This window comes from Schlesneria sphaerica (assembly GCF_044336245.1).
Taxonomy (GTDB): domain Bacteria; phylum Planctomycetota; class Planctomycetia; order Planctomycetales; family Planctomycetaceae; genus Schlesneria; species Schlesneria sphaerica.
On record NZ_CP172346.1, the window covers coordinates 1,054,699 to 1,069,738 of the forward strand.

Annotated in this window: 5 protein-coding genes; all 5 read right to left on the minus strand. The window is 55.9% G+C overall.

The window, feature by feature from the left end:
• Window positions 1-128 precede the first annotated feature (128 nt).
• Window positions 129-1,583 (minus strand): DUF1501 domain-containing protein, encoded by a 1,455-nt coding sequence (locus ACGY09_RS04055; protein ID WP_373651468.1) that lies wholly within the window; start codon window positions 1,581-1,583, stop codon window positions 129-131.
• Between the two features lie 21 nt (window positions 1,584-1,604).
• Window positions 1,605-4,070: a DUF1549 domain-containing protein gene (locus ACGY09_RS04060; protein ID WP_397570556.1), complete on the minus strand. Its 2,466-nt coding sequence runs from the start codon at window positions 4,068-4,070 to the stop codon at window positions 1,605-1,607.
• A 269-nt stretch (window positions 4,071-4,339) separates the two neighbouring features.
• The gene (locus ACGY09_RS04065; protein ID WP_397571844.1) at window positions 4,340-5,713 is read right to left on the minus strand and encodes a DUF1501 domain-containing protein; all 1,374 of its coding nucleotides are present in this window, start codon (window positions 5,711-5,713) and stop codon (window positions 4,340-4,342) included.
• 306 nt (window positions 5,714-6,019) lie between these two features.
• Window positions 6,020-12,448: a hypothetical protein gene (locus tag ACGY09_RS04070; RefSeq protein ID WP_397570557.1), complete on the minus strand. Its 6,429-nt coding sequence runs from the start codon at window positions 12,446-12,448 to the stop codon at window positions 6,020-6,022.
• Between the two features lie 496 nt (window positions 12,449-12,944).
• Window positions 12,945-14,897 (minus strand): hypothetical protein, encoded by a 1,953-nt coding sequence (locus tag ACGY09_RS04075; RefSeq protein ID WP_397570558.1) that lies wholly within the window; start codon window positions 14,895-14,897, stop codon window positions 12,945-12,947.
• Window positions 14,898-15,040 lie beyond the last annotated feature (143 nt).

Genomic DNA, 15,040 nt, shown 5'->3' on the forward strand with positions numbered 1-15,040 from the left:
TCAGTCGGGTCTTCATCATCCCTTCACCGGCTCGTCACTGCGGCCGACCTTAGCGGTGACAAATATCACGACGGAAGGTGTCAAAGTTGAGGCAAACCACAAACAACCTGATCTCGATTTCCGATGGTTCAGGAGAATAACTCACGAACCGCTTTTCCTTTTCCATCCTCCGTCGGATAGAAGGGGCGTCCCTCCACATCAAACGAAGTCTTTGGACTGATCCCCATCGCGGTGAAGATGGTGGCATGCAGATCCATCACACTGACCGGGTTTTCGACCGCAACGAAAGGTCGTTCCGTCGAGGTAGCTCCGTAAAGGAAACCCTTACGCATTCCTCCTCCGAACATCAGCACGGACGAGCCCCCCGTAAAGTGCCGGTGCTGTCCATAGTGCTTCATCTCAGACAGCTTCTCGACAGGGAAAGTGGTCTGATCACCCGCTGTCGATCCCGGCTTCCCTTCCATGATCATGTCCCGGCTGAACTCGCTCGCGATGATCACCAGGGTCCGATCCAGCAATCCCCGGGCTTCGAGGTCAAGGATCAGACTGGCAATCGGCTGGTCGATTTCCTGCTTCATGCGGACGAGCGTCTCATGCCCGTTCGCATGCGTATCCCAATTCAGGAAGGGGACGTATTCCGTGGTCACTTCCACAAAGCGGGCCCCGGATTCCACCAGTCGACGGGCGAGCAGACAGCCCCGCCCGAACCGGGTGCTGCCGTATCGTTCAGCACTATCGCCAGGTTCCAGCTCGAGATCGAACGCGGCCCGATCTTTGGAACTGAGCAACCGATGAGCACCGTCGAGCGACCTCAGATAGGACTGCTGCTGGAAATCGCTCATTCGATCACGTTGCGGGGACCTGTCGAGCAGCTTTCGGAACAGCTTTTCACGACTCTCAAATCGGCCCCCTTCCATCCCCTTGGGAGGTCTGACTGACTGCGCCGCTTCATCGGGATACGGCAGGACCATCGGTCCAAATTCGCTGCCAAAAAAGCCCGCCGTCGTGAATGCTTTCAGTTCTTCTGACTCACCCACCCCCTCCAGCCGCTGACCAATCGTGATGAAAGGAGGAATCACGGGATTGTTAGGCCCGAGGACGCGAGCCATCCATGCCCCGATGTGCGGACAAGCGACTGTCTGGGGGGGCACATAACCCGTGTGCCAATGGTATTGATGTCGCGAATGCAGAATGCTTCCCAGATCGGGGAGCACGTGCGAGCGAACCAGCGTTGCCCGGTCCATCACTCGGGCGATATTTTCCAGCCCTTTTGTGATCTTAATATTGTCGACGACCGTATCGATCGCAGGAAATGTACTCTCGACCTCTTTGACGGGAACACCGACTTCAAACGGAACATACCGCTTCGGATCAAATGTGTCCGGAGCGGCCATCCCTCCACCCATCCAGAGCAGAATGCAGGCGTCTGCTGTTGCCGTGGGATGCTCAGTCGTTTCGGCACCGATCAGTCGTGGTTCCCGGACCGCAAGCGCCGCCGCACTCGCAGCGGCAAGCTGCTTGAGAAACGTCCGGCGAAGAACTTCTTCCGGGACACGTTCGTCAATCACATTAAACGGCTTCATGAAGTATACCTTCCGTCACAATCAACGGACGAGTTGAAACTCAGGCAGCATCAGCAGAGCCCATATCAGGTCCTGCACAACTTGTTCGTTTACGGGAGTTCCCAACGCGTCGAGCGCGATCGACCGTTCTTCGGACGTCGGTCGGCGAGAGAGCATGGCCAGATACAACCCGTCTGCCACCTGGCCGGCATCTCCACCCGTCAATTCTATCCAGTGTTTGGCCCCGCGTGACAAATTCTCTGCCAGCGTCTGAGCATTATTCAGGTCAATCGCCTCGAGCGTGCTCAGTTCATTAGGCCGGGTGGTCACAATCTGATCCCGGTTGGGGCGTCCCAGTGTCCGCTGCAGGAAGTCGCTCTTCAGTAACGAGGAACGGACCATTCGCAGCGGATTAATCGCGACGTGCGTCAGTTGCAGCAGCAGATCACCGCCAACGCGACTCGTCCACAAGTTCTGGTCTGCCGCAGCGACAGCCGGTCTCCAGTCGGTCGGGACAGTGACATATTTGCCATCTGCAGGAGGCAACGTTGCAGTCCATTCCCACGTCCCGTCCGAGGCAATGGTCTGGGTCTGACCATCACTCAAGCGAATAAAGACTTCGCAGAAAAGCCCGGCAGGATTTGGACTGGTGCCGCCGTTTCGGCCCACAATCAGGATCTCGTTGTCACCCGCCTGCAACACCGATTCAAGCGGAACTCCCTCGATCCGTTCCCACGATTCCGATGCTGAAACCTTTGCACCGTTAACGTAACAAACATACGAATTATCACAGGAAACAACGGCTCCCGCCCGAAGTGGTGCCGCTGGCAATGAGAATCGCTTCCGGACGGCAATTGCATCGGTATGGGGAACAGCGGCCGACGCATCCCGAGTCGACCAGATCCATTGTCCGGAGAGTGCTTTCAATTCGGCACTGACACCTGCAGCTTTACCCCGAACGACGGGCGCATCGAATTGACGTGGAGCCGAATCGGTCAGTTGCCAGACCGCGTCGACAAACTGTTCTGCTGTCAGCCGCCTGGCACGCGGACCGGCATACTTATAATTCGATTCTTCAATTCCAGAGCCGACAACTTCTGACTGCGACTGATAGGCGGCCGAGGTCGCAATCAGTTTCAGAGTTTGCTTCAAGTCATACTTGTGATCGGCAAAGTCACTGGCCAGAAAATCGAGCAGGTCCGCGTTCCACGGCTCTGATTGCATTGCATCGACAGGATGCACGATCCCTCGTCCCATCATTCGCTGCCACAGGCGATTGACGATCGTTCTTGTGAAACGCCCGTTCTCAGGGTGCGTCATTAAGCCGGCCAGTTGTTTCAATCGCTCGGGCTGAGGATCTGTCGCGACCACCTGCCCCAATTCCGGAAAGAGCCAACTGGCAACGGCCTGACGACCAACAGGCTTATCGCACCGATGAATCTCCTGCGGTTCCGTTGCGTAGATCGCCGCCAGTCCATAGGCCTCGTCCAGCTTCCAGCGATCGATAAAGCTGTCGTGGCAGGAAGCACATTTGAGGTTAATTCCCAGGAAGGCCTGGCCCACCGACTGAGCAAACTGGATTTCGACCGTCTGGCCTGCGCTGACCGTGCCGCGCCAACGAATTCCTTCAGAGAATCCAGCGGATTCTGCGGACGGAGCGATCAATTCCCGCACCATTGCGTCATAGGGTTTGTTGTCGATCAGTGCTCGATAAAGCCAGTTGCTGATCTGCTTCCGGCCGCCGGTAATGAATCCAGTCCCTCCGTAATCGTTTCGCAGCAGATCATTCCAGAACGACAACCAGTGCTCTGCATAGGCTGTTTCATCCGACAGAAGTTGCTCGATCCAGCGTTCACGACGGTCGGCACGCGTGTCAGAAAGGAAAGCATTCAGCGACTCGACCGAAGGAAGCAACCCGGTCAGATCCAGCGACGTTCGCCGGGCAAACGCACCGTCATCCAGGGGGCCCGGACGCGAAGTCTGTCTCCTGGCAAATTCGGCATCAATCAGTCGATCAATGGGATTTGTCCGCCCATCAACGACAGGAGGCAATTCCGGACGTCGCGGCTTCAGCGGAGGCTCATACGTCGACTTTTGAAAGACGAAGGTGTCGTCCCATTCGGCGCCGGCATCGATCCACTCTTTCAGCAACCGTAGTTGTTTGTCCGTCAGGCGAGGTCCGTCAGGGGGCATTTGCCGATCCGGATCTCGCGTCGTAACGACGTCAATCAGCTTGCTCTCGCCACTTTTTCCAGGCCGGACAACGATGCCTCCATCTCCCCCCGCGAGAAGCGACTCGCGTGAATTGAGAGAGAGTCCCCCTTCCTTGATCGTACCGATATGGCATTTTCCGCAGTGATTACGCAGCAGTGGAGCGATGTCGTGAACGAAATCCGGAGACTGCGCCGACACCAGTGAAGGTGGTAAACAGCCGCATGCGGCAATCACGACCAGGGCAGACCGACGCAGCCAATGCAGGACTGGAAGTACTATCGGGTGTTGAATCATGCGAGTTCTGGACCTTGCTGCGATAGAGTGCATTCCAGAGACGCATCCGACCAGACGGTACTCGAGTCGCCTCCTTCCAACTCTGGATCTCATTCAGACGTTTGATCAGTATGTTGCTCCAGCCGCCGGCCGTTTTCAACGTCGACGAGCCGCGATCGGTAATCACCCGGTCGCGGCTCGTGGAATCCGGCTTGAAATTCTCACCCTGGTCCCAGCGTTCTTCGACGCTCAATGTCGCTGCGGCGATCAGACGTCGTTGGCAGGTCGCGTCACATCACTTCCGCGATCGGTTCGTTGCCCTGATCGACGAGATATTGAGGAACACCAGAGACATCGAAGACTCTGACGTTCTGAACGTCGATTCCAGCACATTTATAGAGCGTGGCAAAGACTTCCTGAAACTTGACGGGGCGCGTCTGCGGGCTCTCGCCGTTACGATTCGTAGAGCCCACGACCTGGCCTGACTGCATTCCGCCCCCGGCCAGGACCGCGGTATTGGCTTGCGGCCAGTGGTCGCGGCTGTTGTTTTCATTAATTTTCGGAGTACGGCCGAATTCGCCCCAGACGACCACCGAGACATCGCGGTGAAGTCCCCGCTCATGAAGATCAGTCACGAGTGCAGCGAGGCCCTGGTCCAGCAGCGGGCATTCTTCACGACACTTGGGATAGTTCATTCCGTCGGGACCATGCCAGTCCCACCGGCTGTAGTTCAGAGAGACAAAACGAGCTCCTGCTTCCACCAGTCGCCGTGCGACACAAAAATTCTCGATCATCGGCGGGGCACCATCGCGCTGGAACGCTTCGCTACTCTTCCCATAGCGTGCCACGATGCGAGGATCTTCCTTCGACAGGTCCAGAGCGTCGACCAGTTTCGACGTGGTCAGGATCCCCATCGCCTGTTGAGCATAGACATCCATACTCTCCATCTGGCCTCGCTGGTCTGCAGAGCGACGGAATTTATCGAGTGACTGCATCAGAGATGTCCGGTCGCGCAGCTTTTCGAGCGTGATACCGTGCAACACCATGTTTTCCGCACTGCTGCGTGCTTCACGGCCTAACAGGTTGAATGGCGCATGTGCCACGCCGAGAAATCCACCATCGCCTGGCTCACCCCATGTCCGGTTGCCGGTCTGGTACATCAATGCCACGTTGGGCGGGATGGCCTGATTGACCGGTCCCTGCATTTTGGAAACCCATGCTCCCCCCTGTGGCCATCCCCCCGCAGGCTGCCGCTCACCCTTTTTACGCCCAGTCATACACTGATACGCATCGTGGGCCCCGTCGGAATCGGACAACGAACGGACCAGGATGAACTTGTCCATCATCTGGGCCATCCGCGGGAACATTTCGCTGACTTCAATGCCGGGAACATTTGTCTGGATCGCCTGGAATTCGCCCCGAATCTCGACCGGCGCCAGAGGCTTTGGATCCCACATGTCCAGGTGGGGCGGTCCCCCGGGAAGATAAATGTTGATGATGGCCTTATGCGAGTGACCGCTCTTCACCAGCGACTCGGCACGCAATGTGTCAGCCAGACTGATACCGCCAAGGGCCAGACCTCCGACAGTAAGGAAATCCCGGCGGGAAACACCGTCACAGAAACCTCGGACTGTTGATGGACGGCGGCCAAAAATTGTCAGCATCGATTTCCCCGCGTAAAGTGCCTCACCCGACTGGTCGCTGAAAACGCATAACGCATTATCCATACGTTAGCCCAATGAAGTCAACCCGGATCGCTGAGTCAGCAGGCAGTTCGTTCTACCTTTGCGTAAACCGAACTCCCAACAGTTGAGACGGACGCCTCTGAAAAAACAAACCGCCATCTCTGGCGGTTTGTTCTCACGCGAAGGGAGCAGGCTCCCAGCCCTTTCCATCCCTTCAAGCGACCTCGTTGACTTCCAAGTCATCTCTGCGATTTCGTCGGCACGAACCTCATTGCGGAACGGCTATCACTGCTTCGGCGGTGTCGCTTCTTTCACCGTGGCACCGAATTCATCGCTCAGGACGAGAATCGAGAACTTCGTCGCCGTTTCCAGTCCGTCCGTACTCAGAGAGGCATAATCGAATCTCCCCCGTAGATCGGTATAACCATCCTTGTAAAACTGAACATCGCCGTTGGACAGTTGCGCATACACTTTGACGTAGGCTTTGGGAACGGGGCGTCCATCCTTCTGCCGCGTCACTTTGATCTGGCCGTAGTTCTCGATGACCTGCACCGTCAGCGAGTTCGAATAGTAAGCGTGTGACTTGGCAAGGCCCGCTCCGACCACTTCCACGAGCACATTCTTGTTGTGGAGCGCCTCGGGAAGTGGAACTGTTTTGGAGACCACTCGTGGAGTGCCGGGCTGACTCCCTTCCTGAGCGGTCAGTTCAACCTGCAACGTCGAGTTTGGTTTGATCGAGTTGAACTCACCGCGGAACTGCTGCACGAATGGGTTGCTGCTGAACAGCAATTCAACGTCCATTTCATAGAAGTTCACCGTCACCGATTTCAGATTTTGGGTCTCCAGCCGGATCTGGCGCGCTTCGACGACGAATTCGAGCGCAGGCTCTGTCGCCGCCAGTACACTCTGCTGCTGATTTCGGTCTTCCGCGTCAACCGGCCCAACACCTTGCCCCTCGGCCTCGTCAAGCTGAGCAATGATCGAGGCAAACGCCTGCCGCCAGCGGTCCACCGGGAATTCGCTGTACCGGGAAGCGATTCCCCGTGCCCGTTTGTGGTCATCATTGAAAAAGTCGAGGTAGGCAGCGCAGTAATCATATTGAATTCGGGTGGAAATCTGCTCGACATCAACTTGAGCGAAGAGCGACAGCGCCTCTTCGATCCGGTCCTGCAGCAGCAGGTAGTGTGTCAGTATCAGTAGGTCCTGCGACCCGAGCTTTTTCTCGTAAGAGAGTTGCTTCAGCGTGCGGTGATACTGAGCATGAAATTGGTCATTCACAATCTGTCGCCGTTTCCCCAGCGAATGGGCTCGAGCATTCACGAGCGGCTTATACTCCAGGTGCTCAAACGTTTTCCGCTCGACGGGGTCGATCGTCAGTAGCAGACTTTTGATACGCCCACCACAATCGTTAGCAATCTGATCAGCATGCTGCAGGAACTCCCGAATTCGCGGGACGTCGTTGTGCATCAGGGCATATGACCACAGTGTGTGCTGATAGAGATGTCGCTGAGTCAGTCTGGCGAGCGTCGCTGCAAAAACGTCGCGATCCCGCATCCGCCAGGCGATTCGATCCAGGTTGAGTGCAGCAATATTCTGCTGGTCGAGGAATGCCAGGACATCGTCCTGCGAGGCATATTGAGAAATATAGTCCCACGACCCCGTATCAATCCTCGTTGGCTTTTCGACCACGTTAAAGAGGATGGGTTCAGCAGAAGCGATCAGCACTTCGTTCCGGGCAACATGGACCGGGAAGTGTTGAAACTGACCGGCGACAGGAAAGTAAAAATAGTAGTCGAGCGTCCGCGTGTGGAATGGTTCAAGATCGACCAGCACGGTCCTGGTGGGTTGTCCATTCGAAACCGGGATCGAGCCGCCCGGAATCTGCAAAAGGACGCTCAGTTTCTGCCGAGTCGACGTCGGATTTGTCAGCACCACCTGGCACCCGTAGACCACCTGAGTCAGAAACTCATCCTGAATAAACTTGTCAAACTGCTCGCCACCTTCCATCCGCAGGCGATCGCCATGACGGAAGAAATTCTGGCTGACGAGGACCTTGGTCGTCCCATCGGCAGCAGCAACAGGTCGAATCTCTTCGTGGAATATGACCATCGGGCCTTGAGACGTCAGCGTCATGCGTGGACCATCGAACTCCGTTTGATGGTCGGGGGAATCAAACGGTAGATCGAGCACTGCAAGGGCGAACAGCATTTCCGTAAAGTTGCGTGACGCCTCTGCCAGATGCCTCGACAAAAACGGAGCCGCTGGATCATGGTTCGCATAGTCATTCCAGAAGCCATTGACAGAGACAAGCCCCGCAGTTTGCTGTTGGATCAGCAGACGATGGTAATTGTTCTCGGCCCACTCCTTCGTCTTCTCCAGCTTCCGATACAACTGACGAACATCGTCGACGTCGAAGGCCTCCGCATCGCGCAGATACGGGAGTGGAAATGCCGGGCTGCGGCCAAAGTTCTCCTTGAGTTCATCCACTGGCGAGTCTTTCGCCTCGTCCTTTTTCCTGTCGGCGTCCGCCCAGCTACCTCCATGTCGTCGCTTGAACAAGGCTCCCGCTTTTAACTTTTCAGATTTTAGATCCGACCGGGCCTCAGCTCCCCCCCCCATGCCCATGCCCAGGGCCATGCCACCGGCGCCGCCCATCGCACCCTCGTTGAGGGATCCCCCTAATCCGTTCGAGAAGTGGAGTTCAATGCGGAGTTGGTCTTCCGTTTGCTTCACGCCGAACGCATCGCCGAGTTCGAGCGAACTTCGCCTGACGGCCGTCTCAAAAAGTCTCACGGAGTGATCCGGATTGGGGGGCAGTAACGCGTAAAGTTCACGAATATGTCGGGCGGTACTTGCTCGCTGCTCCTGGATTCGTTGCGCCAACAGGACTCGTTCAGCCACGTTGAGCTGTGCGAACTTCCAGGGTTCAAGAAATTCACCCAAATCCTGATCCAGGAGATACTGGTCAAGGAACGTCTTATCTTTTTTATTGGCCAAGTAAGGTCGAATGACATCCCGGAAGAATTCGGGGTCTTTTCTGGACAGAAAGAATGACAGTTCGTGACACGCGTACTGGGAATAATGCTTCCGACGTTCCTCCTGACTCAGCGTTGGCCAGTCCAGCAGAAAGGAGAATTCATTGAGCTTCGGATCGTTATTCAGAGTTGCATAGAGTCTGAGAACGCGTTTGAGACTGTCGTAAGCCTCAAATCGGGATGTCGTGACATCGGACAGGACGAAGGTTTGACCGGATGCGAGGGTCGAAATCTGCTTCTGCTGGGTAAAATGCCCCTTGGCATCCAGACCCGATGCCAGTCGCAGGTCCCGGAAGTTCACCTTTTTCTCGGGCAGACTGATACTGCGGAACGTGGTGTTGATCGGATCCACAGCAACAACGTGAATATGCTGATGGGGTCCAAGCAGTTCCTGTTCGATCTCAATCAGTCCATTCTCATTTGGAGCTAGATTAAGCAGAACCGCGCTGCCGGTCGCCAGAAAGTCCAGATTCGTCCGGTGAGGGGTTTGTGGCGTAGTGATATTCTGCGTCGATTCGTCGCGTGCCATGGCACTTGCAGGGGGAGGCCCTGCGGCAGCAAAGTCATCTCCTGCAACCGCCAATTGTGTTCCCGTTTGAGTTTCACGAATGGCCCAGGGATTCAGCAGCAACGACGGACGGTCGAGGGTATTGCCGGGAAATTTGGACGCGTATCGTCGGTCGATGATGTAGCGATACTCGTCCCCGATGTTACGCCCGGTCAGGAAGGCCGAGTCGGCATGGCTCTGCTGGATGAGATACGGTTCTGCCCAGCGCACCCGGCTCAACTTTGCATAGACCCCGTATTCGGGCAGGTACCGTGTTGCGTACACGTGAACGCGAGTCAGTGGAGTTGCGTTCGTGACGTGGATCCTCAGTCCTGATTCGACGGGACTAATCGACGCAATCTGGACAGGAGCGCCGGGGGGCAATTCCAACTGACGCTGCCGCCCCAGGACGTAACCGTGTCGACTCGGTCCATCGGCAACACGAAGCCGGATGCGGTTTCCGGTCCCCTTCAGAAACAAATCAAAGTCACCTGCGGGAAGGTCTTTAATCCGCAGCATTCCATCCTGGATCGACAGGTTCTCGAAGCGGTCGATCGAAAAGACATCACTTCGAACTTCCAGCAACGAAAGTTCATCCCGTGTCGGCGCCAGGGCTTTGTCCTGACCTTGATTAAGCCGTGCCGAAGCCGTCCGTGGAAGATACGGCAGCGAAATCGTCTCCCCGACCTGACTGTGCACCGACTGACGATAAGTGTGTGCGTCCTCTGCGACGCGCCATGCCTGCGACTCGTTTTCGCCCACCGTGGCCGAGATATCCACGATGTCCTGAAGGCGTCCCAACTGGATTCGACCGCCCGCATCCGTTTTTAACGAGACAGAGTGAGCTTGTCGGAAGTCGCGATGCTTCAGCGTGACGAGCACGGGCCTCGATGCCCGCGCCTCTCCCGTCTTACCTCGTAATTCCAGCACATAGTCGTCATCGAATCGTGCCAGATGCAATTGCTGAATCTTGTCAGTGTTGTCGACGCCATTCAGGGTAAAATTATCCGTGGCATTCAGGTCGACTTCGCCACCTCCGTCGCTCTGACGTTTTGTTTTCGCTGTCATTAAAAACGTCAAGGAGGCCAGTCGAGCCGGGACCGGGAATTCGTGGGTCGAATCGCGATCTTCGAACAGCTTGAACTCGGCGATTTCTTTCGAGGACGAAATCCCATCCAGGTCAACGGAGGTAATGTTCAGCTTCACGTCTTTCAGACGATTGACCGAGATCCGTGTTCCGTTCAGCGTGAGTCCGGCACGGACTACCAATTCTGCTTTCTTGTTTTTCAGCAGGGATTCCCGATCAACATAAAATTCCGCCACGAGCGAATAGTTTTCCGCTGCGTGCTGAAAGTGATCGAGCGACGCCAAGCCATTGTGAGTCAGGACGATGGCCTGGCGAGTGGATTCCGAACTGAACGGAACCAGAATCTCTCCCGACGAACCGGGCCGATATTCATGCCCGGAGAGCCACAACGTCGCGTCTTTGACCTGATCGTTCTTGTCATCAAGAATCGTAAAAAGTTGTCCTTCAGGGATCGTCCGAACAAGATGACGCAGGCGCCCTTTTCGAATCAACGCCCGGCTGCTGCGACCGTTCCCAATGAAATCGACGATATAGACGCCGGGCTGATCAAGCTGGGGAAATTCAAACTTTCGGGGGACGCGGCGAAGCGGTGATTCATCAAAGTGATGTGTTTGCTCGACATGCGCAACCAGTCCGTCGAGACTGATGTCTGTGTCGACCTCTTTCTGATTCTGGCGGTAGTAGGCCTGTGTGTTGATCTCGAAGACTTTCACGATCAACGTATTCACGTTCTTGATGAACAGTTCGAGCTTGACAGGCTCGTCCGGTGCAAACTGTGTTTTGTTCGTCACAGCGAAATCGAGGTCAACTCGCTCTTTGAGCGATTGGAATTGAGCGGCGGGCAAGAGAGCAGACCACTGCTCCGCGTTGCCGAGTCCATTGACGATTTTCACTTCGGCAAACAATTGCTTCAGATAGACATCGTTAATGTAGGGCTCGAATTCTTTTGTACTGGCTTCACCCTGCAAAAGATGCAGCAGGTAGCTGCGAACAAGAGGCTCATCATTTCCGATGGGTGGCAGCAGGGTGACACCCGCATAGTTATTCGTCAGATCGCCGGCGAATCTCTTCACTGCATCGGATTCTGCCATCCGCCGGGAAAGGTAACCAACACGTCGAGGCAACTTGAGATACTCAATGAACCGGTCTTTCCGATACTCCCCGTTTTGTCGATCGAGCACCAGTCGATAGTAAAGTACGTGCGCCTTCAGGGTGTTGTGAACGGGGGAAAGCCGATCCGCAAAGCGTGTCAGCCGTTCGAGGTAGGCCGCCCGGAGCTTGGGATCACGTTGCCAGTCTTCGTCAGCCGTAGGCTGCAGCTTGGTGAGATAGGCCTGCACAAACTGTTGCTGATTCAATAATTCCGGCTTGGCTTTAACGATCTCTTCCAGTTGAGGAAGCAGCATCTGGCGGTGAATCGCCAGCGAACCAAAGCCCCCTGAATCGTCCTGGTTCAGGTCATCAATGACCTGTTTCACCAGTTTGGGATAATCGGGTCGTGTGAGACGTGATAGCAGGCTGCGACGATGGTTCGCACCAAGTTCATACCCCACAAGCCAATCCAGAGCGGATTCTTCAAAGAGTTCGGTATTGTCTGTCGTGACGGCGTTCGCGCGATTAATGAAGGCCTCGCGTGAAATCTGTCCGGGATCAAGGGACGAGGGGAGGTTCGGTTCGGCGTTGAGTTCTTCCTTCTGGTGGAAGTAGTGAATCCCCAGTCGATTTCGGAGGTATTCGAGCGACTTCTCGGGATTTTTATCATAGGTAGCCAGAGCCAGCCGTGTCCGGATCTCCCAGACTCGCTGTGTCTCACCGTGCCGCTTGACCCACTCGGTCAGTATCTGTTCAACCCCCTTATACTGCTCGGTCTGAATCGCATGCAAAGCGCTGTAATAACTGTGGTCTTCCGTCCCGGGAATCAATTGCTTAAGAACCTCGGCACGGTCCTTCGCAAAAACAAAATCTTCAACGAAGTCGATTTCACCTCCAAGTGCAGTCGATATCCAGGCCATCGCCAGAACTCCATAAACGACGCGAAATCGCATGATTGCACCTGTCATAGAAGAGGTAAGCGGATGCGAGGTGAGTTCGCGGCGAACGCACCTCGACTGGTGATCTCCGACTGGCATGCCGTTGGACTGAAGCCTGATCGTCCCGGAACTTCCCTCGTCCGAAAACCGGGTTCATGTCCCGTGCGGGAAAATGTGTGTTGTTCTTGCGTTCGATGGGTCTGTGATGACGAATACAGACGGAAGAGGAGACAGAAAGTTCCCGAAATCACGTCCATGTAACGAAAAGAAGCAGTGACGGCGTCGAAAGAGGACTTATCTCGAGCGACGAGACCGAATGGTTCTCGTCCAATAACGCGTTTCATAGTCTACATCGAGTGGCAATAGCAGCAGCGTATCGAGAACCCGGGCTCTGCGCAAGCATCCCTATTCGTTGATCACCCTCACTGCGCAAGTTGACCGTTGCGCACAGGTCCGTGGGCCCCAACGCATTCTTGCATATTAGAGAAACAAAGAGTTGTTCGAGTCGTTGCTACTCAACCATCAGAATGGGTTCAATGTCCCCGTTCGAATCGAACTTTCCAACAACCGTTTCATTGAACGTATGATGCCCCAGGCAGGCACGAGCATAACCGGTCTTTTTGAGATTCCGCGAGATCATCAGCTGGAAATCCCCCAGCTTCAGACGATAACCGACCCCTGCATCCGGTCCCACAACGCGGCCGTCTTCAGTAACGGTCAGAGTCCGCCATGTCGCATCGACACGAGTCCGTTCCGGATGCCAGACGAACAGCAGCGGCGCGAACAACCCTTCCCCTTCCGCGACGTGCTTCAGAACCAGATCATTCCCTTCGACAGAAAACTCGTGGGGAGTGCTGAGCACCCGGTCCTGAGGAATCCCCAGAGGAAAGACACGTGCCTTGAATCGGGAACCTGAAATCTTCCCTTCTCGGGTCGGTCCCGCACAGGTTGCGACCATTCCTTCACACAACGGCAGTCGCGATTCATACTCAATTCGTTGTCGCGTCCCTGCGGGTGTTCGGTTGCCGGGAAGCCTGATATCAGAACCGGCCGGGCGGCCTCGTGATCCCGAGTTCAGGATCGGAATCCCGCTCACAGAATCAGCGATGAACAGAAACCGCTCCTTTCGGGATAACATCACAAGTCGTTCAACGCTGAGGCGTCCGGGGCCGGACATCTGCAGTTCGATAAAGTCGGCATCAGGATCGGACTGCCAGCAGACGCAGGACCACTCATCCGCCAGTTCGATATCCGCATCGCCGATCTTCAGCTTCAGCGCCCAGTCACCATGAATGAAGGGACGCCCCAGCGCCGTGACGTCCAGTTGCGGAAGCGACCGATGGTGCGTGATGGCAACACTGTCTGCATTGACGCTCCAGTCACTTCTGAGCACGGCGAAACGAGCCCAATCCGACTGGCTGGAGGGCATCGTGGCAATCTCGCTGCGACTTCTCTTTTGCGGTTTCCCCGCAATCGCACGCTGCACAGCCTGCAGGTAAGCCCCTGTCGAATGGACCAGACTCAGTCCGAACAGCCCTGCCGCGGCACTGACCACCGGCAGTGAATCAAGACCTAAACCGTTTGCGAGAGCCCCACGTCCATCAGGCCGACAAAGCACAATCGCGCGATCGACGACGTTACCCAGTAGCTGCCGTTGATCATCGGACCACAATGTCACTCCAAATCGCTCACTGGCGAGGGTGGACCGAATCAGCGGAGCCAGCCAGAGCGAAAGCCGGGAAATGATATCAGCATGCGGAGTCCCATCCGTGTCGGTGCGCTCGACCAGTTCCTTCGACAATTGCTTGCGGCCGGATTTGGTCAGATTGACGGAATTGGCCACGTCACGGAACACCAGCCCCCCAACGAAGGGGATTTCTCCATTTTCCACCAGCAGCACGTCGGGCGGAATCGTTGGATCGGAAAGGTTCGCCGCGGGCCAGTTCATCAGTTCCGTCAAGGTCGCTCGCCACAGTGTGAAGAACTGCTCTCCTTGAAGACGATGGCCCGATTGATCCAGCAGTTCCAGCGCCGCCAGCAGAGCTAGTGGCCGCGTTTCCTCAGACGAGATCGCGTCAATCAGTTCGCCGACGACAGGCTGCACAGTCTGCTGCCAGGTCGCGGCCGGTTTGTTGACGGGGCGGCGTGCAGAATTACCAGCCCGCTTCGCGGGCAATCCAGCAGCACGCGAGATGATCGCGACCAGTCCCGACTCTTCGGGGTAGGCCTGTCGCGACCACATGGATTTTTCACCGTATCCTGCACTGGCTCGGGGACCTGCCCCTGTCACCCGGCGATTGGCGTGCCAAGCCTTCGTAAAGGCCGCCACAGAGCCCCGGCGTGCCGCCTCTTTCACTGCGTCGGATGCGTTCCGATCCCATTCGATCGCTTGAAGAAACTCCGCATTCGTAAAAGTCGTAACATCGGCGATCTGGGTAGCGAATGACAGCGAAGGAATCGACATGGTGATCCAGTTGGTATCGGACGAAGTTATCAGCTGCAGTCCGGCATTGAAGCCAGAGATATGTCGCAGCAATTCGGAAAGTGGCGTTCGGTCAGTGGAATGCGAGTCACGAGTACGAGAAGAACAGTTCTGATCAGGTTTTC